Annotated in this window: 18 protein-coding genes; 5 read left to right on the forward strand and 13 right to left on the reverse strand. The window is 49.5% G+C overall.

Features of this window, described 5'->3' with window-relative positions:
* Positions 1-67: 67 nt before the first annotated feature.
* Together ACFPYJ_RS04235 and lipA are read right to left on the reverse strand one after the other, a co-directional pair.
* Positions 68-1,000: a YutD-like domain-containing protein gene (locus ACFPYJ_RS04235; protein ID WP_379186788.1), complete on the reverse strand. Its 933-nt coding sequence runs from the start codon at positions 998-1,000 to the stop codon at positions 68-70.
* Positions 1,001-1,019: 19 nt separating this feature from the next.
* Positions 1,020-1,916: a lipoyl synthase gene (lipA, locus tag ACFPYJ_RS04240; protein ID WP_379186789.1), complete on the reverse strand. Its 897-nt coding sequence runs from the start codon at positions 1,914-1,916 to the stop codon at positions 1,020-1,022.
* A gap of 174 nt (positions 1,917-2,090) precedes the next feature.
* Here lipA and ACFPYJ_RS04245 point away from each other — a divergent pair, with 174 nt between their 5' ends.
* Positions 2,091-3,191 (forward strand): M23 family metallopeptidase, encoded by a 1,101-nt coding sequence (locus tag ACFPYJ_RS04245; RefSeq protein WP_379186790.1) that lies wholly within the window; start codon positions 2,091-2,093, stop codon positions 3,189-3,191.
* A gap of 152 nt (positions 3,192-3,343) precedes the next feature.
* On the opposite strand, the gene yunB is transcribed toward ACFPYJ_RS04245, so the two are convergent.
* The 4 genes from yunB to ACFPYJ_RS04265 form a co-directional block, all read right to left on the reverse strand.
* Positions 3,344-4,240: a sporulation protein YunB gene (yunB, locus tag ACFPYJ_RS04250; RefSeq protein WP_379186791.1), complete on the reverse strand. Its 897-nt coding sequence runs from the start codon at positions 4,238-4,240 to the stop codon at positions 3,344-3,346.
* A gap of 97 nt (positions 4,241-4,337) precedes the next feature.
* On the reverse strand, positions 4,338-5,120 hold the full coding sequence (locus ACFPYJ_RS04255; RefSeq protein WP_379186792.1) for an ABC transporter permease: 783 nt from the start codon (positions 5,118-5,120) through the stop codon (positions 4,338-4,340).
* 6 nt (positions 5,121-5,126) lie between these two features.
* Entirely contained in the window at positions 5,127-5,930 is an 804-nt protein-coding gene (locus tag ACFPYJ_RS04260) for an ABC transporter permease (RefSeq protein ID WP_379186793.1), read from the reverse strand.
* On the reverse strand, positions 5,927-6,904 hold the full coding sequence (locus tag ACFPYJ_RS04265; RefSeq protein WP_379186794.1) for an ABC transporter ATP-binding protein: 978 nt from the start codon (positions 6,902-6,904) through the stop codon (positions 5,927-5,929). The genes ACFPYJ_RS04260 and ACFPYJ_RS04265 overlap by 4 nt, the downstream gene beginning before the upstream one ends.
* A gap of 382 nt (positions 6,905-7,286) precedes the next feature.
* Here ACFPYJ_RS04265 and ACFPYJ_RS04270 point away from each other — a divergent pair, with 382 nt between their 5' ends.
* Together ACFPYJ_RS04270 and ACFPYJ_RS04275 are read left to right on the forward strand one after the other, a co-directional pair.
* Complete coding sequence (locus ACFPYJ_RS04270; protein WP_379186795.1) at positions 7,287-7,724, forward strand: MarR family winged helix-turn-helix transcriptional regulator; 438 nt, start codon at positions 7,287-7,289, stop codon at positions 7,722-7,724.
* 14 nt (positions 7,725-7,738) lie between these two features.
* The gene (locus ACFPYJ_RS04275) at positions 7,739-8,992 is read left to right on the forward strand and encodes an MFS transporter (protein ID WP_379186796.1); all 1,254 of its coding nucleotides are present in this window, start codon (positions 7,739-7,741) and stop codon (positions 8,990-8,992) included.
* A gap of 218 nt (positions 8,993-9,210) precedes the next feature.
* Here the strand turns inward: ACFPYJ_RS04275 and ACFPYJ_RS04280 are convergent, their stop codons facing one another.
* The 6 genes from ACFPYJ_RS04280 to ACFPYJ_RS04305 all read right to left on the reverse strand — a co-directional run bounded on the left by ACFPYJ_RS04280 (position 9,211) and on the right by ACFPYJ_RS04305 (position 18,388).
* Positions 9,211-11,469 carry an ATP-dependent helicase gene (locus ACFPYJ_RS04280; protein WP_379186826.1) on the reverse strand — a complete coding sequence of 753 codons (2,259 nt, stop codon included), beginning with the start codon at positions 11,467-11,469 and terminating at the stop codon, positions 9,211-9,213.
* Between the two features lie 186 nt (positions 11,470-11,655).
* The gene (locus tag ACFPYJ_RS04285) at positions 11,656-12,414 is read right to left on the reverse strand and encodes a phytanoyl-CoA dioxygenase family protein (RefSeq protein WP_379186797.1); all 759 of its coding nucleotides are present in this window, start codon (positions 12,412-12,414) and stop codon (positions 11,656-11,658) included.
* A 182-nt stretch (positions 12,415-12,596) separates the two neighbouring features.
* Positions 12,597-14,648 carry an alpha-galactosidase gene (locus ACFPYJ_RS04290; RefSeq protein WP_379186798.1) on the reverse strand — a complete coding sequence of 684 codons (2,052 nt, stop codon included), beginning with the start codon at positions 14,646-14,648 and terminating at the stop codon, positions 12,597-12,599.
* Between the two features lie 73 nt (positions 14,649-14,721).
* On the reverse strand, positions 14,722-16,359 hold the full coding sequence (locus ACFPYJ_RS04295) for an extracellular solute-binding protein (protein ID WP_379186799.1): 1,638 nt from the start codon (positions 16,357-16,359) through the stop codon (positions 14,722-14,724).
* A gap of 135 nt (positions 16,360-16,494) precedes the next feature.
* The gene (locus ACFPYJ_RS04300) at positions 16,495-17,388 is read right to left on the reverse strand and encodes a carbohydrate ABC transporter permease (protein ID WP_379186800.1); all 894 of its coding nucleotides are present in this window, start codon (positions 17,386-17,388) and stop codon (positions 16,495-16,497) included.
* A gap of 25 nt (positions 17,389-17,413) precedes the next feature.
* Positions 17,414-18,388, reverse strand: coding sequence for an ABC transporter permease (locus tag ACFPYJ_RS04305; RefSeq protein ID WP_379186801.1), 975 nt, complete (start codon positions 18,386-18,388; stop codon positions 17,414-17,416).
* A gap of 214 nt (positions 18,389-18,602) precedes the next feature.
* On the opposite strand from ACFPYJ_RS04305, the gene ACFPYJ_RS04310 reads away from it, so the two are divergent.
* Together ACFPYJ_RS04310 and ACFPYJ_RS04315 are read left to right on the forward strand one after the other, a co-directional pair.
* Positions 18,603-20,159, forward strand: coding sequence for a response regulator transcription factor (locus tag ACFPYJ_RS04310; RefSeq protein WP_379186802.1), 1,557 nt, complete (start codon positions 18,603-18,605; stop codon positions 20,157-20,159).
* Positions 20,160-20,176: 17 nt separating this feature from the next.
* Positions 20,177-21,949: a cache domain-containing sensor histidine kinase gene (locus tag ACFPYJ_RS04315; RefSeq protein ID WP_379186803.1), complete on the forward strand. Its 1,773-nt coding sequence runs from the start codon at positions 20,177-20,179 to the stop codon at positions 21,947-21,949.
* A 55-nt stretch (positions 21,950-22,004) separates the two neighbouring features.
* On the opposite strand, the gene ACFPYJ_RS04320 is transcribed toward ACFPYJ_RS04315, so the two are convergent.
* Positions 22,005-25,994 carry an S-layer homology domain-containing protein gene (locus tag ACFPYJ_RS04320; RefSeq protein WP_379186804.1) on the reverse strand — a complete coding sequence of 1,330 codons (3,990 nt, stop codon included), beginning with the start codon at positions 25,992-25,994 and terminating at the stop codon, positions 22,005-22,007.
* Positions 25,995-26,131 lie beyond the last annotated feature (137 nt).

Here is a 26,131-nt window from a genome sequence, read left to right on the forward strand (position 1 = left end):
TTGAACAAAAAAGCTGCTTCATTCATGCTAAAATAAGCATGGCTGAAGCAGCTTTTTTCTATTTCAACTAGGCTTTAGGCCCTTGATCTTTCGCTCGTTGTTGAGGCTGAGCACCGGTCTCAGATGCCGCAGCAACAGGAGCTTTGGCAGCGTTTGAGAAATGCTGTCTCTTCGCACGATTACGGTCATTACGCTCCGAACGTTCAGGCCGGTCGCCGCGGTCGTTGCGCTCATTCCGGTCTCCGCGATCATTGCGCTCACTGCGGTCATTCCGTTCGCTGCGGTCGCCGCGATCATTGCGCTCACTGCGCTCGTTTCGTTCATTTCGATCCCCGCGCTCACCACGATCTGACCGATCGTTATTGGCCCGCTCTTGCTGCTGGTTATTCCCGCCCCCGGCATTTTGCTGTTTTTGGGAGCTTTTCTCGCGATCCTTGTTAAACGGCTTCCTGCCTTCTTTAACCGGCGGCTGTTCCTTATCCTTATCCACGTCCTTAGACGCATCCTTCCGCCCATTCTTATGGTGGAATTCTCTGCGCTGATCCCTTTGATGGCGCGGCATGAATTTGACCTGCTGATACTCCTGAGCGCCCTCTTCACCTTCGGCTGCAGTCGCAGTACGAGAAGGTCCGGTCTCATAGATCTCTTCAGTCCCTTCGCGCGGGTCTGCAGGTACTGAATCATCGTCATGCTGGGATGGTTCGCCATCCTCGCCCAGCTTCACGCTTCCAGGCTGCTTATGCAGAACGAAGTAAGCACATCCGAAGTTGCAGTATTCATTCAAGTAATCCACCATACTGGAAAAAGCGCTGTCGCGCGTTACTTTCGGGTGATTATCGCGAAAAAAACCTTTTAGCCTGAGCTGGTTATATCCCCAATCACCGACAACGTAATCGTACCGTTCAAGCACGTCACTGAATCGTTCTCGAAACGCCTCAATGTTCCATCCGTTTTTATTTTCATGTATTAGCTCATATGTTCTGCCGCTGATATGGATCAAAGGTTTTCCCCACTCCTTCTCACATTGATGCCGACGTTGCCTCGGTAGCGGACTTTACTTGCTCATGAGCATGATAAGAGCTTCGGACCAGCGGCGCTGACTCGACATGGCTGAATCCGCGTTTTAGTCCCTCTTCCTTCAGCTTTGCAAATTCGTCCGGGTGTACATAACGTTCAATTGCCAAATGCGTTGGAGAAGGCTGCAAATATTGACCCAATGTCAAAATATTAACATCATGGGCGCGCAGGTCGTCCATCGTCTGCAAAATCTCGTCCCATTCCTCTCCGACTCCAAGCATAATGCTTGATTTGGTCGGGATTTCAGGCTTCATTTCTTTCGCACGCTTCAAGAGTTCCATGGAACGGCTGTATTTGGCCTTGGCACGAACGCGGTCTGATAAGCGTTCCACCGTTTCAATATTATGATTAAGAATATCCGGACTCGCATCCATAACGGTTTGAAGCGCATCTTTGTTGCCCAGAAAATCAGGAATAAGTACTTCAACGCTGCAAAGCGGCATCCGATTACGAACCGCCTTAATCGTTTGAGCAAAAATCATCGCTCCGCCATCCGCTAAATCATCGCGTGCCACAGAAGTAATAACGCAATGCTGAAGGCCCATTTGCTCGGCTGCATCCGCTACGCGTTCGGGCTCTCCGAGATCAAGCTCAGTCGGCATGCCGGTATTCACGGCACAGAACCGGCACGCTCTCGTACAAATATCCCCGAGAATCATAAAAGTAGCCGTCCGGTTCGCCCAGCATTCGTAAATATTCGGGCAGCGTGCCTCTTCACATACGGTGTGGAGCGTTTTGGAGCGCATCATATCTTTAAGTTCGGCATAATTGCCGCCTGTTGTTAACTTTATGCGAAGCCAGTCCGGTTTAGGAAGCGATGCTTTCTGCTTCGTATTCATGAGGGCATACCTGCTTTCTGTTATATCCTATGCCTTCATTATAGCATGTTTCGCATAAAAACCAATGATTTGCAAATCATACCGTTATTGCGTTAGACGCCTTTTTGCTCCGCTTAGCATTGAATTCCGGCCTAGCTGTTAGGCTAACCTTTTGTGGTTGGAGGGTATAAGCAATTGAGACATCACCTATTACGCTTTACAATGCTGACCGCCTGCGTGCTCGGAATGGCACAATCAGTCAGCGCCGATGCCTGCTATGCAGCCAAAAAGCAGCCCGAGCCCAGCTTGCTAGATGCCTACTCCCATCAAATTGCAGCTGCAGCGAGCCCGTCAAAGAAAGAACAAGCGCAGGAAACAATCAATGCTTTTGACAAACGCAAAGAGCTTTATATTCAAACCAGCATGATAACGGGAATACCATGGTTCAGACTTGCTGCCATTGACCAGTATGAACGGGATATAACCAAGGTCCGTTCGAAGACGCGTGAGCAGCTGGGCAATTGGATCAGCATTTTCGTAACGGAAGAGGCATGGGCCGGCCAGTTAAATCCGGACAACCAAGACGAAGCTCCTGTCTCAATCCGTTGGTTCAAGGGCTTAGGCTCCGATGGCGACGGTGACGGCGTAGCTTCGCGCAAGAACGATACAGATTTACTGTATTCGATTGCAAGTCATTTGATGCGGTACGGCGATGCGGAGGATGATTTTTCAATTGGTGTCTGGGATTACTATCATAATACGCGATCGGTTCAGCGCATCCAGCAGTTCTCGAAGATCTATGAAACGTTCGGCAAGCTCGATCTGTTCGAGCATGCTTTCCCCGTTCCTGTAGGTAACAATTATTCCTACAAAGGTACGTGGGGAACAAGGCGCAGCTGGGGCGGCTATCGCATTCATGAGGGTACCGACATCTTTGCCAATCACGGCCTCCCTGTACGCAGCACCTGCTACGGCATTGTCGAAGTGAAGGGGTGGAACCCTTACGGCGGCTGGCGGCTCGGAATCCGGGACCTCAACAACATCTATCATTACTACGCTCATCTGTCGGGCTACGATAAGACGATTCAGGTGGGCTCCGTTGTTAAACCCGGTCAAGTCGTAGGCTGGGTAGGCAGCTCGGGCTATGGCAAGCCTGGTACGCAGGGAAAATTCCCGCCTCACTTGCATTATGGGGTTTATCGCGACCGCGGCTTGATGGAATGGTCATTTGATCCTTATCCGTCGCTGCGCCAATGGGAAAATGAAGAACGCAGAAGGCTGAAAAAGAAACGGTAACAAGAAAGACCAAACGGCGAATGTGCCGTCCTATGATCTTCAAGCAAAAAGCGGCAGTCTCCTCGTGAACGGTGACCCGCAGGACGGACACTTTGAAAAAAGCGACCGTCCTGCGGTCACCGCTTTAGTCCACTCGGAGGCAGCCGCTTTTTTCACTCCTGGTTATTGGAGGATGTATCATTCGATGAGCTGTTTGTTTGATTCTCATTGCTGCTGTTCCAGAGCGCTGAGTCCGTCTCGTCGCTGTCTGTATTCGAATGCGGAACTGTCGTTGAGACCCCGTTCTGGCCATTCTGAACCGGCAATGAAATACTGGGCGCATCAGGCGCGGAGTCACCGACAGGCTTCCCGTTATTGTCGTAATAATACATCGGTACATCCCCTACGACCAGCAGATAGGAGATCGGCACATCCGTTTCAACCAGCTCAGGCGTTGTGTCGAATGGGATAATGATGGAAACCTCCGCAACGATGTGCATGTAGACTTCAACCAATATCATATTGATGCCGGCGTCCTGCTGTCTGGTTTCCAGATCAACCTTTGCCGCCCCGATCGGCTCGAATTTTACAGGAATACGCGGGCCAAATGAAGCGATAATCGCACTTCCTAAAGCCTGGCCGAGCGGGATTTTCTCCGGAATGTCACCCATATGGTTCAATGTATTCTGCACCTTCAAAGCAGTATCGGAAGTAATCCGCATATGCTCAGCATAATTCAGCATAAAACCTGCGATTTTTCCGCTTGCATTGGTTTTCCAGTCAATTAATTTATCCGGATTGGCCTGTGTGGCTACTTGTTCAGAGATGGCTTGGTTGATGGCTTGCGTAGCTACCTGCTTCACACGAACCTTGGCCACGGTCATCAGCGGTTCCTGCAAATTGCGCTCAACGAAAATAAAGGTTTGAACAATGAATAGGCAGGCAATCAGCAGGATGAATAGCAGCATCCCTCGGCGCCTCGGCCTCCGTTTACCTGCTCGTGGCCGGCTGCGGCTGCTGCTGCCTATGCTGACTACGCTTAGCCAGCGCCTTCTCCCCCATCTTGGCATGCGAAGGCCTCCTTTTCTGTACGTTGTCCGCATTCCCATTCCAAGCTTATGCGGGGACCGCCCAAAAAAGAAGACAACTAACGCCAAGGGAGCCTGCTTAAGACCCCGTTGACCGATAATGACGAACACCAAGCTGCCAAACAACTATGCATGGCAGCAGAAATAAGAATCCTGCGAGGGGGGTTAACATGTAGAGGATCTCATTGCCATCCGCCCGGTTAAGAATATAGAGCATCGGCAAATAGTTCACACACCCAAACGGAATGATGAAGGTAAAGAACACCGTAACCCATTTTTGGTAGATATTGAGGGGGTACTGCGCCATCTCCCGGCCTCCGTCGGTAAAGATATTTGCCACCTCAAGCCCTTCAATCGTCCAAAAGCATAGCGTCGCCGCCAGTATGAAAATACCGGTAAAGATCATGACTCCGCTGGATACCATAAGGATCAGCGTAAACACTTTTGCCAAATTCCACGCAATGGGTAGATGAATCAGCGCCACGACCAGTACGAAACTGCTCTGAATGAGGCGGCCGAACCGGGTGAATTCGAACTTGGAACCCAGCACCTGAAGCGCCGTGCTTCTTGGACGAACGAGCAAGCGGTCGAATTCGCCATTGCGGGCCAAGCTTGAGAACGCATCGAAACCCCGGGAGAAGCATTCGCTAAGTGAGAAGGACAGGTGAATGACGGCAAAACAAAGCGTCACTTCATAGAAGCTCCAGCCCTTCACCTGCCCGAATCGTTCAAACATGAAATACAATCCCGCGAATACCGAGAATGGAATAAAGAATTGGCCAAGAGTCAGGAGCCAGAACGAAGTTCTGTACTGCATCTGCGACTTGAATAAAATAGATAAATATTTGAAATAGAGACGCATCTCATATCAACCTCCCTGCACAACAACATGTCGTAATGCTAGGTTCAAGCTCCACCTGCCAAAACCGATCAGAGCCGCAAGCCACAATAACTGAATCAGCACTCCCCACAGTGCCTCGGTCTGCGGAATCTGCCCGGAGTACACCCGGAACGGGAAGTCCGCTGTCCAGCGGAAAGGCAATGCGTAGGAGGCTTGCTGCAGCCATGCCGGCATAAGCGGGACAGGAATAATCAACCCCGCAAAAAACTCGCCTGCCACGGCGATCATCAGAATGGAGCCGGTTGGTGACATCGTCCAGAACACAGAGATATAGATCAGCATCGAAATGGAGACAATTAACAGCAGGCCTAGAAGAAGTGTTACAAGAAACAGCATGAAGGTCGTCACTGACTGAGGCAGGCTGAGCCGATAAGTTTGTGGAAGCAGTAGGGCGATGAGAAGAATAGGAAAACAGCGCAGAACCGCGCTTGACACCCGCTGTGCCAGCAGCTTGGCGAACCAGAATTCATAAATACCGCACGGTCTGCAAAGCTCGTAAGCGATATTGCCCCCGGTAATGAGCTGGAAGATCTCGTTATCACGAAACCACAGCATAATAAAAGCGAGAAAAATCTGCTGCAGCCATGTATACGTCACGACATCCTTCAAGGAAATCGGCTGTTCATGCGTGCTATGGCCGTAAAATGCTACATAAATCATAATAAATACAAGACCAAAAAACAGCTGGGTGACCATGCCGGCATATGCGGCTGCACGGTACTGCATCCCATTAATGAACCGCAGCCTCCAAACGGATAGATACGCGTTCATACTTGATGCTCCTTATACAGCTCGACAATCAATTCATCGACGGGTTTGGTTTCAATCGCCATATCCACCAGCTCAACCTGCTCCGATATTCGCGAGATTACGTTAGCCATTAACACCTGCTCTGTATTCACGCTGAGTACTGCACGCTCCGGAGACCAGGAAAGCAGCGAGGCGCCTTGAACTTCCAGCGGCTTGGCATTCTCACGGTAATCGACCGTTATCGTTCGATGTGTGCCGAACCTTCCGCGAAGCTCGCTCAGATTGCCGTCGTAGAGCAGTGTCCCATTGCCGATCATCAGAATCCGATCAGCCAGAGCTTCAATGTCGCTCATGTCATGGGTCGTTAGAATGACAGTCACACCTTTCTCTTTATTGATGGTTTTGATAAACTGCCTGACCGCGATTTTGCTGACCGCATCAAGCCCGATCGTCGGCTCATCCAAGAATAGAATCTTGGGGCCATGCAGGAGCGATGCCGCGATCTCGCAGCGCATTCGCTGGCCTAAGCTGAGCTGCCTTACGGGAGTTTGAAGCAGGCTGCTGAGTCCTAACGTTTCTGTGAGCAGATTGAGATTGCTCTTGTACATGCTTTGGGGGATCTTATAAATATCCCTCAGCAGCTCGAATGAGTCGATAACCGGTACGTCCCACCACAGCTGAGACCGCTGGCCGAATACGACGCCGATATGGCTCACATACGCCTTTCGTTCCTGCCAAGGAGTGTATCCCATAATGGAACATGTTCCGCGGTCCGGCACAAGTATGCCGCTCATAACCTTAATGGTTGTGGATTTGCCCGCTCCGTTTGGCCCGATATATCCTACGATCTCACCCTCATTAACGGTAAATGAGATATCGTGGAGCGCCTCCACAATAGTGTGCTCTCTGACGAACAGCGCTTTCATCGCTTGTCGCATTCCTGCAGATCGTCTGGCTACCTTGAACGATTTGCTGATGCCTTGAAGTGTAATCATCTCTACTCAAAACCTCCTCTTTTTGCCGCTTGAAAAATATATCCAAAATCGCAAAAAAAGTATAGACTTATAATAAATCTTCGTTTATAATAATATTATAGAGGTCGTGGACATCTATTTCGTACCCAAAGATTCAAAAAATTAATTTTGCGACATCGAACATGTTGCTTTTTTAATCTTATATTGCCAAATATGAATTAACATATAGTGGAAATCGCCTATTGCCTTGAGCAGCAGGCGATTTTTGCGTTTAAGGAATCTTTTGCCATTCATCCTCTTCTCCTTATTGACATAAATAGTTGTCTGGCATATAGTTGTCAAAACAACTATATAATGAAAGGGAGTGATTCTCCTGACTGAGCCCACAAATACGTCAAGCAGCTTGGATCGTTCCATCGGTTTTCTTATGGGTGTAACCTATCGCAAGCTGTCGAATTTACTGCTGCAGAGGCTGCGCAATTATGATATTACCCCTGAGCAGTGGTCTGTACTTCACCGGATCTATGAGCAGGAAGGAACCATTCAGAAAGATCTGGCTCTTCGCTCCGGCAAGGACAAGCCAACCACCACACGTATATTAGATACACTCGAGGCCAAAGGCTTAATTAAGAAACAACCTGATGCAAGCGATAGAAGATCCACGTTAATCTTCATGAGCGTCAAAGGTTCCCGGCTTATAGCCGAAACGGTCTCCATCGAGCAGCAGGTTATTAAGGATGCTACGGCAGGAATAAGTGACGAGGAGCACAATCTGCTCATTGACCTGCTGCTGAGAATCGGAGATACCATAAGCGGGATATCAGATCAACAACATGAATAGGAGTGTATACGAACATGGCCGCAGCCGCACTACAAGATCAGTCACAACCGCCAACCCTGCTGGAGAAGCCCGAGAAGCTTTGGACGAACAGCTTTATTTCGCTCACCTTGTCCTATTTTTTATTGTTCCTTAGTCTGCAAATGCTGCTTTCCCCTTTTCCATCCTATGTAAAGGATCAGTTTGATCCCGGGGCCTTCACGCTTAGTTTATTAACGAGCTTATTTGCCCTCTCGGCAATTGTCGCGCGGTTTGCCACTGCAGCATTGATGCGCCGGTTCCAGCGCCGCACCTTACTGTTCACAGGTCTTGGAATCGCGGCAATAACCACTGCATGCTATCCCTTCGCGAATTCGGTAGGCATATTGCTGTTGCTGAAAGCTTGCTTTGGTATCGGCTTTGGGATGAGCAGCACGGTTCTTCCGACCTTAGTATCCCAAATCATTCCGAAGCGGAGGCTTGGAGAAGGTATCGGTTATTTCGGATTATCGACCAGCTTGGCGATGTCAATCGGGCCGGCGATTGGATTATCGGTTCTGGGCTCATACGGATTTCCTCTGCTGACTCTGCTTGGGACTGCCGCGGCAGCCATCATCATACCTCTGCTTCTGATCAGCCGCAGCATGCCGCAGCAGCCGGTCAAGGTAGCTGAGAAGATGCATGCTTCCTCAACTGCGGCCCAATCACGGCCATTTAATAAAAGAGTGCTGTTCCCAGCGCTGCTCAATGCCTTGTTCTCGGTTACCTACGGCGGACTACTGAGCTTCATCGCTTTATTCGGAGGAGAGGTCCACCTCAAGAATATTGGAATATTCTTCTTGTTCAATGCGGTTACCGTATTGATCATCCGGCCGATTTCGGGGCGGTTATTCGACAGCAAAGGTCATATCGTCCTCCTCATTCCGGGAGCCCTGTTCATTATAGGAAGCTTACTGGTGCTTTCATATACAGCCTCCATGTCCATGTTAATCGGATCTGCCCTGCTGTACGGACTTGGCCTCGGTGTTATCCAGCCTACAACGCAAGCATGGATGCTCCGCGAATCCGCTCCTGAGCATCATGGATTTACGAATAGCCTGTTTTACAACTCGACGGACTTTGGCGTTGCCGTTGGCGCCATGCTGCTTGGCACGATTGCATCGGCAACAAGCTATGCCGTAATGTACCGCTGGACAGCAGGATTCATGGTGCTTTTCGTGATCGTATATATTGGTCTTCTGGCGATAAAGCCACGGAAGATTCGTGTGAATACAGCCGCGAATGCCTCCTAGAAGGCCGTCCAATCCTCTTATTAGCACACAAAAGAACCTTAAGCTTCACTTAAAGTGCATCTCTTAGAATGGACATTGGAATAAACCGCCGGTTTATTCCAATGAAATTCTTGAGGGTAAATCCACACTTTCCTAGTGGGTATTAAGGTTCTTTTATTCATGAATGATGGAATTGAATCCCTTGGGACTGCCCTTTTGAGGCAGCCCCTTCGCCCTGTTTAGCCCGGCTTTACCAGCTCAAGCAAACCCATATCGAGGCAGGCATCGACTGAGAGCTTTTTCAAGCCGTTCGTGAATTGAATGTGTATGAATGCATCATCCATCGCTGTGATCTTCCCCTTGCCGAATACGCGGTGAAGCACTTGGTCCCCGGCTTCCACTCCGGCAAAGGTTCGGAGCGCATAAGGATTTGGGGGTATAATCACATCACCCGGTTTGCCCGCAGATACAGACGCAGACGCTTTGTTCCTGCCGCTTGCGGCCGGCTTCTCAGCAGCAGCTGATTCCACCTTCGGAGGCGTTTGAAGATTCCTTACCGCAGTCACGAATTGCGACTCTTTAACCTCTTCTCCGTCCCGCTTTGCGTAGGAGATGAGCTCCAGATGCTGCTTCGCCCGCGTCATGCCGACGTAGAAGAGTCGAATCGCCTCCTCCATTTCCGGCGAATCCTCGCCATCCACCTTCTTCATGTCATCGCTTGACGGCACGATACCATCGATCAGATCTACCATGAATACCCGTTCAAACTCCAGACCTTTGGCACTATGGAGCGTAGAGAACGTAATGGCGTTCATATTCTTATTCCGCTTGGAGGACTTCATGATCGTCTCCAGATATTTCAACCGCTCCGCAAAGTCCTTCAATGTTTCCAGTCCGTCGGCGATATCTTCCAGTGTATTCAATATGCCTGTCAAATACTCGCGCCGAAAACCGAGCCGTTCACACATTCGATCCAGCGCCTTCTCATAGCCAAGCTTGTACCGAATCGTAAGGATTGCTTTCCGGGGCGGCATGCCGTTCATCTGCTGGAACGTTTCTTTACATTCCTGCAGCTGCTTAGGCTGATAATCCTGCAGCGCAGCAAAATTAATCAGATTATCGAATACCGACTCATTATTATCGATGCCTATGATTGCCGCCATCTGCGCTTTGGTGATGTAGCCCGTGCATTTGGTGTGAATTTTCTCCAGAAGCTCAGGACGCCTGTCTGTAAACGACATCCGCATGAAATTGAGCACATCCTCAATGATCCAATGGGAGAAAAAGCGGTTATCGCCATCCTTCATATAGAAAGGAATCCCACGGCGGTCAAATTCATTCATAAGCGAAATCGACGATGAGTTGTTCCGGTAAAGCAGCGCGGCTTCGCGCAGATTGTCGATCCTTGCCGCCTTCTCGGCGACGTATTTGGCTTGTGAGCGGTAGTCCCCAAGGCTTTTGATAATAATCGGCTTATCGCTTGCATTATGGGTGAACATATTCTTGTCGTATCGGTTCCGGTTTCGCTTAATGAAGCGGTTGGCGATGCCCACAATGTTCTTCGAGGAACGGTAATTCTGCTCCATCTTCAACAGATCCGCATCGGGATAGACTCTCTTGAAGTCCAGCAAGTACTGCGGCTCTGCGGCCCGCCAGCCGTAGATGCTTTGATCATCATCCGCAACCACACAGAGACAGCCATGCCTCTTCACCAGCTTCTCCACAATCGCATGCTGCACTAATGACGTATCCTGACTTTCATCCGTCAGCACATAATCGTACCGGTTCTGATATTTCCAGAGCAGCTCCATGCTGCGTTCCAGCGCTTCGTTGCCGATCACCAGCATATCGTCATAATCAACTAACAGCTTGCCTTGCTGCGCCCGCTTGAACGCTTCATATTCCTGAAGAATACGCTCTGCCTCAGGCACTTCACATTTGACCTGTGCCCATTGATCAGGCGGAATCAGTTTATTCTTGATGTAGCTGATGTAGGTAGTCAGCTCTTCCATCTGATCTTCCGTAATATTGTCACCCTTGATCTTTCTGTATAGATCCCGCAAAATCAGCTTCTTATGAAGCGGCGGCTGGTCCCCGCCCTCGTCTTCCTCTTCCTTCTCAATCGTGCCTTCAATGATCTGGAAGGAGATCCGGTTCTTACGCAGATATTCGCGCATCACCTCGAAGGCCAAGCTATGTATCGTGGAGAAGTCAACGCTGTTCTCGGGATGACCGGGGAAAAAGCGCTTAAACCGCTCCTTCATATCCTGCGCGGAAGCCCGGCTGAACGTAACCGCCTTGATGCGTGAGGGGTGAACGCCCTTCTCCTCAATCAGATACCCGATCCGCATAATAATCGTGGTCGTTTTCCCTGAGCCAGGCGAAGCGAGCAGCAGCAGCGCGCCTTCCGTATGCAGCACAGCCTGACGCTGCACGGGATTTAGTGAAACGCCAATCTCTTCTTTTTTGCGCGTAAAAAAATCAAGCTTCTTGTTCATCATGCCAATATTCCTTCCATCATTCCGTCGATCAACATCAAAATTCCCTCTCCAGCGATGTGAAGAGGGAACTTAAGTTCGTAAACATCTATGCTATTAGTATCTCTCTACTTCGCGCTTGTAGCAATAGCTAAATTATTTCCGGATTCGATCTGCAGCAGATGAGAAGTTCGCGAAGCCCACCGTTCACTTGCCTGAGACGATGTCTTTCATTCCCGGCCAATGCAGCCAGATATCCGTCATCGGCGCTTTCCAATCTTCATTATGATGGATATGCTTCACCCGGAAGAAGATCGCATATCTTGGGAACGGCGAAGTATTAGGGGCAACACCGTGCGCCAGCTGGTAATGAACGAGGAATACATCTCCCGGCTCTCCCATGGTCTGAACCGGTTCCGGCATCTCTACCTTCGGCAGCCCCTTCAGTAAAGATTCCGGTCCATGCTCACGAAAGTATTGCTCATACTGTTGGTGCGTTCCCGGCCAAACGGTGAAATTACCCGAATTTGCCTCCCTTACAGGACTTAACAGTACGCCTACGAGCATCGTGAAATTAGCGATCGTGCCTTCTTTCACTCCATTCGTCGGCGAGTAGGTTCCATCCAGATGAGGACCTGGACGGTGAGGAGGATCCTGCAGCGTAGGGAAGCGGAGCGCCACCTGCCCGCCGCCGATATGGCCCGTCATATCGGCCCCTATCAAATCATCCACCAAAGCCTTTACCGGTGTCCGGTTGAACAGATCCGTAATTGGCGGCGTGCTTTGCAGCTCCGGACAAAAGGATTGTGACCTGAAAATAGGCAAATCAGCCGGATTCATCCCTTCCCCCACGGAGTGATTAATATGCCGCAGCGCCTCATCAACCATAATCTTCGGTATTACATCCTTCACATGAACATAACCGTGCTCCAGCATGGACTGCTTCTGTTCATAAGATAGCTTCATCTGCGATGATCCTCCTTGAATTTGGAAGTTGTCCACACCATCATAGCCTATGCAGGAGGCGGCTGTAAACGTTTTCCGTCAGGATTTATTCAGGACTCTCACTCTGCTTTGAACACTGCTTATCCATAATAGGGAAGTGCTTAGAGGCGGTTATCGATTCAACGGCGTTTTCGATCATTCACCTAAGGCCGGGTAAGCTTCAGCATCACGGACTCGGCCGGCGCAAGCGCTGCTTGTAAATCTCCTTTAACCTGTTTCACTTCCTGCGACCACAGCTCCTCGCAGCGCCACTCGGTCTCCGCGGACAAACCCATTCTTGTTAAATCCACGAATTTGTCGGCTGCTTGTTCTTTATCATAGTTGAATATCGCGACATAGATGACTTCCTGCAGCGGTGAACGGTCAAGCAGATAGAAGACATCCGCAGCCTGCTGCCCCGTATTTCCTTCGAGCGGAAGGAATGTCTCTCCCTTGCGCGCGATGTCCATTAATGCCGGCTGCGTCAGCCAGGCGCGTGCGCGTTTGCGGGCCTCCTCCATGCGGAAATCATCACCCATCAGCATCAATGTCCCTGCGATGATAGATGCGTTCAGCCTGCTGCGGCCTTCATGCTCTGTGGTCGGTTCATGATTATAGCTCTTGTATAAGACCGTATGATCAGGATCATTGAACCGGTATAAGGTATTATTGATCCACCATCCGTAAGTCAAGGAATTGAGCATATACTCCGTGTCCTTAAGCTCTCCGAAAGCATCGCACGAGATCCGGCGGCTATGTGCATAGGGATGAGGAAAGAGCGGCGCAATCGACAGATGGATGAAGAACCGTCTTCCGATTCGCGCGGGATCAAGCAGCGAGCAGATGTGCTTCATCCCCAGGTTGTAGGCTTGTATTCCCGTGTCAACCTCCGGATGGTGATGCTTGCCCTCGAGCGTTCCATGAGCCATGAAGTCCAGCTTCACATATTCAAAGCCTTCCTCGACGAACTGCTGCAGCATCCACTCAGTTCGCATGAGGTTACCCGGATGCGTGGGATCGATCGCAAGGCCGCCATCCAAATCCGGGAGGACGCGGCCTTCCCCATCACGGAGCAGGAGATCATCATAGGTATACAAGCCGTTCGTTCCCTCGACAGTCCGCTCCGCCGCTTCTTCACTTTTTCCCCAATAGGCAAACGGAGTCCAATAGGTTCCCGCCTTCTGTCCGTTATTATGGACATGGGCAACGGCAAGCCGCCGCTCTTCTTTGGTGAGGTTGGTCCAGAAGGAATCAAAATTCAAATACACGACTCCATGGTCATGGAATCCTTTCTCCTGCATTTCTTTAATCAAATCCGACGCCTGTGTATAGCTGTCGAAGCTGAGCTCGCCTCCAACGGCCGACCAGCTGTTCCAGCCAAAAGGAATCGTACCTTCCCATTCAAGCGGAGGCTCGATGCGGGCATTGGCTTCACCGAAGGTTTTCAACCCTTCTCTGTAATCATCGAAGGAGCCGATGAATACAGCCGGGGAGACCACTTCCGTACCTGAAATCGATCCATGAGCAATCGTATCGCGGGTATATTCTCCCGCCGCCCCGCCGTAGATTTCTAACCGCTGCACCGCTTGATCCGCTGCACTTTCAAGTTGGATACCCGTCTTCCATGTATCATGTGTAACAGACCCAAATACGAGTCCATGACGCGATGAATGATGGTAGACAGCCGTGACCTCATAGCTTTCCAACCGGCCCGGCATCTTTACCGATTCATACCGCACCCATTTGTCATTATCGAATGGAACAAGCAGCGCCAGCAGCTCTTCCTGCGCAGAATCTCCGCCTTTCACCTTCAAAACGCCGGCATTTCCTTCGTCCATACAATATACAGGTGCGATATAGTTGGTTGAGATTATCGTTTGGCTCTGGGCTTTAAGCTGCAGGAAGCAGTAATTCAACCCCTCATAAACCGTGAAGATCTGCACGAGCTCCAGCTGATCATTCATCTGGTGAAGGACCCGCAGCTCCATTCCTTTGCCGAAGCTGTTCTCCACCTCATTGATTTGATAAGAACGGTTCTGCCCTTCGAGGGTAGTAAGCATCCTGTCTCCCAAGGAGATTCGGCTGACTGCGTTCTGGACAGCGGCCGTATCCTGCCAAAGAAACCGTGCTGTTCCGCTTGCCAAATCGCACTGAATACTCATAATCCCATTGCTCACCGTAAGAGTATGATCCTGTTCCACGCTCGTAATCGCCATTTTGCTCAGCCTCCAATTTGTGAAAAGGAAAAGGGGCCGGCATCTTCAAGCCGCCCCCTATTCTCTTCCTTGTTTATTTCCAAAGATCCAGTCTTGCCTTGTAATTGTCGTTGATGATTTTCTCGACTTTTTCGCTTCCCGCCGCTTTCATGTCGGATAGCATTTTGTCAAAGACTGCGCCTGCTTCAGCTTCCGATTTGGAAATGATCGCTTTCGTAAGGGATTGCGTCATGATATCGGATACCTTCTGCGAGATCAGCGCTTCCGGTGTTCCGCCCTGCGGGCCGAGGTTGTCATACGTATCGGTGTTCCAGACGGAGTCTCCCAGATTCTTGATCGCCATTTTGTCGATTTCATTGCGCTCATAGCGGCCGGCCAGATCAAGAACGGTTCCGTCGGTGCCTTTGCCGCCCTTAATGAACCATGTCCATTTGCGGATACCTGATGTCTTGGAATAGTTCGCCCAATCATCCTTGAAGCCTTGAAGCACTTCCGGCTTCGGAACATGCTTGCCGTCTACCATATCCCAGTGCTTGCCTTCCACTCCCCACATCAGCAGGTATTGGCCTTCTTCACTGGCCAGGAAGTTGATGAATTTCATCGTGCGTTCCGGATCCTTGTTCGCTTTAGTAATACCAATTGCATCCCAGCCGAGGGAGCCCTTCGGACCGTAAGTCGTCTTGCCCGGATCAACGCCTGGACCTACAACTTTATAATCGTAAAATTCATTCTCTTCGCCGCCGTCTTTCTTGAGCGCCGTATTCGCGCTTCCGATATCCCAGTAAGCGCCTGTTGTACCGAATACGGTTCCGGAAGAAAGCTTTTGCAGCCACGATTCCTTCTTGTTGATCGCCCAGTCCGTATCGATTAGACCTTCAGTATACAATTTGTTCATGTAGAGAATCATTTCTTTGTATTTCGGATCTTCAACATCGTACTGAAGCTTGCCGTCCGTCTCGTAATATGTTTTCAAACCGAACATGCCTTTGAATGTTCCCGTAACCGCTCCCATATTCGAGCCATCCATCGTCAGGGCAGTTGTCGGCTTGCCGTTGATCTGCGGATATTTGGCTTTGAAATCCTTCAACAGCGTTTCAAACTCGTCGGCACTGAAGGGTTTACCCCCTGCCGCTTTGTCCGGTGCCAGCTCTTTGAGGATATTCATCTTCAGGTTAAAGCCGAATACCGGTTCGTTTTCTTCAAATCCGTACCAATTGGACAAATAATAATTCTTGCCGTCTGTATAACGTGTTTTGTTGAGGACATCGCCATACATCGTCTTAACATCAGGGCCGTATTTATCGATGAGATCGTTCAGCGGAATCAAAGCGCCCGTCGAGATATATTTGTTGACGATGTCGCCGCTGCGGTCCATCAGTACGAGGTCCGGAAGATCGTCACTGGCGAGCATTAAATTCAATTTCTCTGAAGGATTGCCTGTCGGCTGTTGAATTTCAACGGTAATACCCGTCCGTTTCGTAATTTCCTGAGCCACTTCATTGGTGAAAGCGTCTCCGGTATTCTTGTCAAAAAAAGTGATTTTGAGCGGCTTCAAATCATCGGATTTGGAATTCGCGTTAGCTGCCGTATTGTTCGGTGTACCCGCATTAGAAGCCTGATTGCCGCCGTTATTATTGCCGCAGCCAGCGGATAATGCGACGACCAAGGCGAGACTGGTTGAGATTGTAGCCCATTTTTTAAGTGCTGACATGGAACGAGACCCCCTGTAACAATTTTTGTATATTACCCTGCCCTAAATTCATCCTGCATGCTTGCTTCTACTGGCGCCTTGCCGTGCTCACCTCCTTAAATTCCCTCAAACTTCGAAGAATGATGCCATGTTCTTTTAGCTCTTAACTGCGCCAAGCGTCATACCCTTAACGAAATACCTTTGCAGGAAAGGATAGACCATAATAATCGGCAGTGTAGCCACCATCGTCGCTGCCATTCGGATCGTATCCGAGGATACAGCGTTCCGTTTGGAGGAATCCGCCATTTGACTCGCGCTGGAGGTAAAGGATTCGGTCTGATACTGGTTAAGAATCTTCACGAGCACGGCCTGCAAAGTCTTCAAATTCGGCTTATAGGTAAACACATAAGAATCGAACCACGAATTCCAATGGTTAATGGCGGAGAACAGGCCGATTGTCACGAGGACAGGCACGCAGATCGGAAGAATGATTTGCCAGAAAATCTGGATATCATTCGCTCCGTCCATCTTCGCAGATTCTTCTACCTCGATCGGAAGCTCCTGCATGAACGTCCTAACGATGATGACGAAGAATACATTCATCAAATTCGGGAAGATATACACTAAGAAGGAGTCAATCAGGTGAACGTTTTTCAAAATCATGTAGTACGGAATAAGCCCGCCGCCAAAATACATCGTGAAAATGAAGAAGATCGTAATGATCCTGCCGCCTACGAGTTCCTTTTTACTGAGCGCAAAAGCAAGCAGGCTGATGACGGCAAGAGCAAGAGGTGTTCCGATCAGCGTTCTGAGAACGGTTATTTTGATACCATTTAAGATTTCCTGATCCTGCATAATTTGAACATAGCTAGAGAAATTAATGACTCGGGGCCATAAATAGATACCGCCTCGTACCGTATCTTCCGCACTGTTCAGGGATAAAACCAGAATGTTCCAGAAGGGGTAAAACGTGATGATGAACACAAAGGTTAGAATGATATAAACAAAGGCCAGGTAAATTCTATCGCTTGAGCTCTTGGATGCTATCAAAGACTTTGTCCTCCTTTCATGGGAATCAATACAGCGACTGCTGGTTAACTTTTTTGGACCACGCGTTCACCAGAACGACCAGCACGAAGGAAATAACGGATTTGAACAATCCAACGGCAGCACCGTATGAGAACATTCCGTTCTGCAGGCCATATCGGTAGGTGTACGTATCGATGACATCCGAATACTGAAGCACCGTCGTATTTTGAAGCAAATATTGCTGGTCAAATCCCGCATTCAGCACATTGCCGACAGCTAGGATCGAAAGAATCACAATTGTCGGTTTCAGTGAAGGCAGCGTGACGTTCCACATTTGCCGCAAGCGGTTAGCCCCATCCACCCGCGCAGCCTCATAGAGCTCCGGGTTGATGCCGGCAATCGCAGCCAGATAAATGATTGCATTGAAGCCCATGTCTTTCCAGGTATTGGAGAAAGCGATGATACACCAGAACATGTGGCCGTTTTGCAAGAAGGTAATCGGCTTTTCGGTCAGATGAAGAGACATCAGGATTTGATTGATAACCCCTTCGGACGAAAGCACCGTGACGATGATGTTCGCTGCAATAACCCAAGAAACAAAATGCGGTAAATAAGATACGGTCTGTACAGTCCGCTTGAACCAGCCCCGGCCGACCTCGTTGATCATAATCGCGAGTATAATCGGAGCAGGGAATCCGATCAGCAGGGACAGCATGCTCTGGGCGAGCGTATTGCGCATGACCGTGTAGAAGTCGCCATTGGTGAAGAAATATTCGAACCACTGAAAGCCGACAAATTTACTGTGAAAGAACTGGTGAAAGAACGAGCCTCCGCCAGGTGAATAGTTGATAAACGACATATACAGTCCGAACATCGGACCGTAAGAGAAAATTAACGTGCACACAAGTGCCGGCAAAATCATGAAATAAAGATATTTTTGCTGCTTCATCTTTCTCCACTTGTTCGGTTTGAAATTGCCCCCGAGCGCGGATGGTTGTTGTTTGTTTACGTATGCCTCCATGCCTTTCCTCCTCAAATGACGGCCGTTCATTTGTCTAGTTCGCTTTTGTATACTCATTATAAGTGCCGGTTCCGATTGGATTCCATAACCGGATTCGTGGAAACACACCGCAAACCTACACACCTCAAAAAAAGATATTGTTGAAATCCGTTACAAACCCTACAATAAAGCAGTTGAATCCGGTATGCACATAAGACGAGGAGCGTGCTGCGGCATGTACAAAATATTGCTGGTGGACGACGAAAAGCTGGAGCTGGATGCGATTAAGCATTACATTCGTTGGGAAGATATGGGCATCGTTGTAGCAGGCACCGCTAAGAACGGCCGGGAAGCCCTGAAGGTAATGGAAGCCTGCAAGCCGGATATTATTCTGACCGATGTCCGGATGCCGATCATGAATGGGCTGGAATTCGCCTCCAAGGCGAAGCAAATGGACAAGAATGTTAAAATCGTCTTCTTAAGCGGACATGACGAATTTCAATATATTAAGGCGGCGCTCAGCATTGAAGCGATGGGATACCTGCTCAAGCCCATTGATACCGCGGAGCTCGCTCAGCTCATGCAGCGTGTTATCCTGAAGTGCCAGGAAGACAAGCAGCTCTCCGAATCCTCGGAAGGGACGAAAGAGAAGCTCGTGCGTTCCTTATCTATAGAACAGTCTGCAGACATGCGCAAGAAATGGGTTCGCCGCATTGCGATGCTTCCTTATCCACTCCCATCAATCGGGATGTACACGGTCTGTTTCTACAGCTTTGATTCCGATTCTGTATCAAGCAAGAATAAAGAGGCCGTCTTGACGCTTGCCGCTGTGAAGCTTGCGGAGCTGAATACAGTCAGTTACAGCTGGCCGGTAGATGAATTCCGGTACTGCACCATCGCTTATCTGAACGGTGAGCCGGATTATGCAGAGCTTATGCGCTGCTGGCACGAGGTAATCGGGGAAGCCAACATCCGTTATGAGGTTGTCTTGTCGGTGGGTTTATCAGAGGTCGGGCGTTACCTGGAGGAGCTGCATGACCGTTATGGCGAAGCAAGGGAAGCCAATGGTGACAAGTTCTACAGCGGTACAGGCCGTGTCATTCCTTACACGCCCCATGCCGCTTCCCCTGCTTCACCTGCGCAGCCCATTGCCCTGGCTGAACAGCTCAGTCATGCCATCTCTCATCTGCAATCCGATGAAGCGGCTTCTATTATAGCCGGATTCTTCGATTATTTCGCTACGAACCGAACAAGCAAAGATGCCATTATCGCGAGCACCATGCAGCTGATCTCGGAGATCGAACGCCTTTTCGCTCCGCTGCTTGAGAACAGCACTGTCGGCAGCGAGCACCCGATTATCGTCGACTGGAAGGCTGTCATGGAGCCGGAGTCGCTTGAGCATCTTCACGCTTTTCTCACAGCATGGTCCAATCAGATCATGCATGTCATCCGTGAGAAGGATCATGATAAGAACCTTACGGTCATCCATCAAATTATTGAAATGATTAACATCCGGTATGGTCAAGCCCTAACGGTAGAGGATCTTGCTGAACACGTTTATCTGACGCCGAATTATATACGAACCCTATTCAAGCAAAAGACAGGCGAGACGATACTTGAATATTTAACCAAGGTCCGCATTCAGCGTGCCTCGGACCTGCTGAAGGACAAATCGCTGAAGATTCATGAGGTTTCCAGAGCGATCGGTTACGAGAATGTTTCCTACTTCTGCTCCTTATTCCAGAAGCATAAAGGGGTTACACCCAATCAATACCGCAAGAAACTATTGTAGGCGAAAGGAAATGCGATATGGCGCAGAGCTCATGGTATAACTACATCACGGCACCGTTTCTAAACCTCAGCATGAGGGGGAAACTCTTCAGCCTATTCCTGCTCGTCTCTATACTTCCGCTTCTCTTTTTCGTTTACTATTCGTATCATTCTGTCAAAGATCAATTGATTAACCAGACCTATTCCGGCATGACGCTCGCGACCTCCCAAATCAGCAGCAATCTGCAGAGCAAACTGAACAGCTACAATAAAATCTCAGCTTCACTCTACTTGGATTCCACGCTTCAAGAATATCTGAGTAAATCATATACGGGTAATTCGGAGTATCTGGATGCTTACAGGTATATCGATAATGTAATGAATAATGTATTAACAACGAATCCGGAGGTAAATGGGATTACCATCTATTCGACCAATCCGCACATGCCCTTGGATAATATGTTCATCAAGAAGCTGGATGGCTCGATCCTTCAGAAGCCCTGGTTCAGAGAGGTTCAGCAGACTTATGGCAACGTGATTTTCACCATTACGCCGGAAGCCCCTGCCGTTCCTCCGCTAACTGCACAGCCGCCTATGTTTACGCTCGTTCGTTATTTGAACTACAACAGCCTGAACTTCCCGTATGGCGTGCTGACGATCGATGTGAAAGAGTCAGACCTCTACTCCCTGATGGGCAAAGAGGATAATAATAAGGATATCTTCATTGTGAACGAAGACGGTGTCATTATCTCGAGCAAGAATAAAGATCTGCTGAACACCAATCTGGGTCTGCTCCTTCCCGAAAACTTCAAATCAGGTAATGCCGGTAAATACGAGAGCACCTACAAAGGGGAGAAGGTGCTTGTCGTCTACGATGCCAGCCCTAACGGCTGGCGGACCGTATCCATCGTTCCTTACAGCGGATTTATGCAGCCGGCTATAGCTTCCTCCAACCGTATCTTGTTCATGGCTTCTATTTGTATCCTGTTCAGTGTCATCCTCATCTATATGGTTGCCCGCATGTCTACCAAACGGATTGAATCGCTGCTGAAGAGCATTCGCCGATTGGAACGAGAGGACTTTGATCTGGAGATGATTCCAATGGGCCACGATGAGATCGGGCAGATGTCGTTTGCCCTGAATAAAATGGCTTCCCGGTTTAAGAACCTGATTAATGAAGTGTACAAGAAGGAAATTTCCAAGCAGGAAGCAGAGATGGAAATTCTGCAGGCGCAAATCAATCCCCATTTCCTATACAACACCTTAGCTTCTATCTCTGCGCTGGCCATGAAGCATAAGGATCCCAAAATTCAGGACATGGTCGCACACTTAGCGAAGTTTTATCGGATCTCCTTGAATAAAGGGAAGAATTTGATCTCTCTGAACGAAGAAATCAACCTGACCAAATACTACCTTTCCATCCAGCAAATCCGGTACGAGGACCTGCTCCATATTCATTTTCAGATCGATGAATGCGTGCTTGTCCACCATACCGTTAAGCTGACGCTTCAGCCTTTCGTGGAAAATTGCATCAATCATGCCGTGTGGGACGATGATGCGGGCATCAACATTATCATCAAAGCCTACAGGAAAGACGATGATATCTACTTGGAGGTCATTGACGACGGCATGGGCATGACGCCTCAAACCTTGGAGAAGCTCCGCGCCAAAGAAGATGTCGGCTACGGAATCACAAATGTCGATCAGCGCATTAAACTCGCGTTCGGCGAGGAATATGGCGTCTCCTTATACAGCAGGCTGGGCATTGGAACGAGCATACGAATCCGAATGCCGGCAAGAGGTGTGCTTTAATATAAAAATCCCGAGCATTGCCGCCTGGCGATGCTCGGGATTTTTATGTTTCTATCTAGACATGAAGATTATCGAGCAGGAGCGCAATGACCTTTGCCGTTTCGCCGCGGGTCACATGAGCAGCCGGGCGGAAGGTTTGATCCGGGAAGCCGGTCATAACCTGCTTGCTCTGAATCCTGTCAACGGATGCCTGGGCCCACTGAGGGATGTCCGCAGCGTCCTTGTACTCCATTTGTTTATCATCTGTTTCCGTGGAGGCAAGCAGGTGAGCGATAACAACCGCTATCTCTGCGCGGGTCATTTGCTGATTCGGATTGAAGTAGGCCTGGTTGCCCGCTTGCGAACCCTGCATCAGCCCCGCTTCCTTCACGGCTTCAATCCCGTTTAGTGCCCATGCAGGGAAAGATGACGCATCAGCGAATGGCTGACTGCTGGAAAGCGATGCTTTTAACCCGAGTGAATCGGCTAGAATGCGGGCAAATTGCGCACGGGTTACAAGATCATTCGGGCGGAAGGTACCATCCACGAAGCCATTCATACTGTTCATTCCAATAAGCCGCGAGGCATAAGACTCGGACCAATGTCCCGTCAGATCGGCAAATTTCTTCGGATGAACAGCAAACACAGCATACTTCGTGAAATGATTGACTGAAACCGTTATCGTTCCGTCACCGTTATCAGTTCCGCCTACATAAATCCAGCGTTTCTGCTGTTCGTTGAAATAATAAATCGCCGGTTCAGTATCATCGCCCGTTAAGGCAGCGGCATTATAGTTAAACGTTAACTGGACAGGAGCAGTAAAGACGGAGCCTGCGCTGTTCAGAAGTTCAACGATGGGGCTGACTGCTTGATAATCATTAACGGCTGGCTGTTCTCCTTCCGGAAGCAAGCGGGCCGATAATGTGCCGGAGCCTGTGAAAGCTCCTGCCGGCACCTCAATTGCGGCTACTCCCTTCCATTGCAGAGTACCGCCATCTTTACCGCTGAGCACCTGCTGCACTTGATTCGGAGATTCAGGCTGCGGATTTGGCGCAGGCTGTCCCGGATTTGGAGTTTCCGTACCCGGATCCGGCGTCGGCGTTACGGCTTTCAGCGTCAGCTTGAACAGCTTCGATTCCGCCGGCTGCAACGTCAAGGACAGCGACCCGCTTGAGGATGTCGTATCTCCTGTCCAAACGTCCAGAAGGTTATACGTTTGGTCCGCGCTTAGTCCCGCACGGGCCAGATCAATTGTTTTGTCAGCCGCGTTATTCGCACTGTAGTTGAATACAGCGATGTAATAGTCGCTGCCGTCCTGCAAAACAAACGTATCTGCTGCATTGGCTCCGGTATTTCCCTCTACGGGCATGAAAGCTTTTCCTTTGACCACTAATTGATTAATAAGCGGGTTGGAATAAAGTTCTGTCATATATTGTTGAGCTGCTGCATCATGGACATCATCCGAATCGAGGAATACTGTCCCTGAAATGACCGCTGAATTAACACGGCTGCGGGCTTCTGTTAATGAGCGGGCCCGCGTCAAAGCCATGTGGTCAGGGTCCGTATAGCTGTATATCGTATCGTTCTGCCACCAGCCGTAAGTCAATGAATTTAACTCATATTCGGATTCATTGATCGCTCCGTACGTATCACAAGAAATACGTCTGCTGTGCGCGTATTGTGATGGGAAGATCGGTGCGATCGATTCACTGATGAACATCGAGCCATCCAACACTTCATTCATGTAGCGCATTCCTTCATTGTAGGCTTGAATGCCCGTTGTCACCTTAGGATCGTAATGAGCGCCTTCCAGAGATCCATGCGTCAGGAAATCGAGTTTAATGAACGTAAAGCCAAGCCCTTTAAACTTGTTCAAATAATAATCCATTCGCAGTTTCGTCCCCGGGTGGGTCGGATCAAGCGCATACGCGCCGTCGATGGTAGGCAGCGGCGTACCCGATCCATCCTTCAGCACAATGTCGCCGTACGTATACTGATCATTCGTGCCTTCAACGATCTGGCTCATGTTATTGCCCCAATAAACGAACGGCCCCCAGTAGATGCCGGCTTGCTGACCGTTGCCCTTGATGGTAGCTACAGCCTGATTCAGCTGCTCCGCGGTCAGGTTATCCCAATAAGAGTCCATATTGATGTAGACAGCACCATTATTGTTCATAGCAGGCAGCTGATTCTTGAAGTAATTCGATGTGTCGACAACGTCTTGAAAGCTCAAATCACTGCCATAAGCGCCCCAGCTGTTCCAGCCGACCGGAACGCCCTGAGGCAGCTTAGCACTCAACTGCAATGGCGGAGCGATTAGTGCGTTTGCTTCACCGTATTGCTCCAGGCCTGTGCGATAATCCGCAAATCCGCCTGTCAGGATCAGGGGTGATGACAGTTTCGTTCCGGAAATACTTCCGTGCGGCTGTGAATCATGCGTGACGCTGGATGAAGCTCCTCCATAAACCGTGAATTGGTTCAGCTTGCTGCTGGAGCCCGTCCATTCGATTCCCGTCTTCCAAGTATCGTGATTGATCGAACCGATAACGAGTCCATTCCGGGAGGTATTGTCATAAATAGCCGTTACCTCGTAACTGGCATCAGACCGGTTAACCGTCTGCGACTTATAGCGAATCCATGCATCATTATCAAATGGAACGGATAAGGCGCGGTTATCCGTATCATGGCCCGTCACTACGCCGCCAGTACGGTTGACCACAATCGGCGCCATGTAGTTGGTGCTGATGGGTTGATCGCTCAGCGCATCCAGCCGTGTCAGGAAATAAGCTTTATTTTCATAAAATTGATAGACCTGCTTCAGTGTCGGCTTACCCGCCCCCGTATGAATAAAGGTCAGTTCAATCCCTGTTCCGAAGGAATTGGCAATGGGAGTAATCTTCTCCGATGTATAGTCATGCGTCTCGTAGCCCTTCGTTTCCAGCATCTGATTGTTCAGCTTCATCGATCCGTAGACGCCCTTTAATTCCTGCCCATTCGTCCAGGCGTAATCCAGATAGCCGGTAGACGAGTGATAAGTCACCTTATATTGGCCGTTGCCGATCACAACACCGCTCGTATATGGGGTGACCTCAATGGATCCAAAGTTTTGCTTCTCAAGCGGATCGCCTATGCTGCCCTCATCTTCAGCAGGGTTTCCGTCCCCGTCATCGGCCGGCTGAACCTGAATACCGTCAATATCCGGAGCATACCCATTCCCGTCGGAGATCAGTATCGTATTATCGCCTGCCGCTAAGGGCGCGGTCAATTTATACGTCCCGACCGTATTCCAATCCTCTGTTTTCAATGAATCATAATATTGCGCTTCACCGCCATTAATGCTGACATAGAAGGAGCGGGGGTCGCCGGAAATGAAAGAGACCGTTATTGCATAATCCCTGCTTTTCTCTACGGTCACCTTAGGGAACAGCAGGGAGCTCCCATTGTACAGGTTCCCTACTTTCTTCCCGCCTGAGCACCCGCTGCAATCGGCTATTTGCGCGTTACCGCTCATGACATTAGCAGCATCCTCAGCTTCGTATGTAACCCCTGTCACCGTGCCGGGGTCGCCAGGATTCCCGTTGTCCTTGTCTCCTATGGAGATCCGGTCGATATCGGGCGCATACCAGTTATTATCATCGATCAGAATGGTATTGCTGCCTGCCTGCAGCGCTATTGAAATCTCGAAGCTGCCCACGGTATCCCAATCCGTTGTCTTAGGAAACTCCACATACTGCATATCAGTCCCATTCACACTAACATTTGCCGAACGTGGATCGCCGGAAATATAATCGATGGTTACCGTATAAGTACCTGCCTCGCTAACCGTGATGTTATTGAACTGCAAGGAGCTTCCCTGGTACATGCCGCCCACCTTGTTCTCTCCCGAGCATGTACTGCAGCTGCTCACTGCCGCGTTCCCTGTCATTGTATTTCCTTGAGCTTCAGCTTCATAGCTTTGCGAGCTGTCCGCATATACCTTGGCTGCACTTTGCCAATTCGATGTTAGTATAAGGGACACCAGCATGAGAAATAACATGGATTTCTTCACCAGTCGCCTGTTCATCATTTACTTCCTCCTTCTGTTATGGAGTTTCTTCGGCGGATTCTTCCTATCAGCAGCGGTATCGTTTTGGAAGAAGACGCTTGGTTTACTCCTATGATCCTTCCTCATTATGAAGCGTTTTCATAACTTTCACTATAACC

It is taken from the genome of Paenibacillus solisilvae (genome assembly GCF_042656405.1).
In the GTDB taxonomy this organism is placed as follows: Bacteria; Bacillota; Bacilli; order Paenibacillales; family Paenibacillaceae; genus Paenibacillus_Z; species Paenibacillus_Z solisilvae.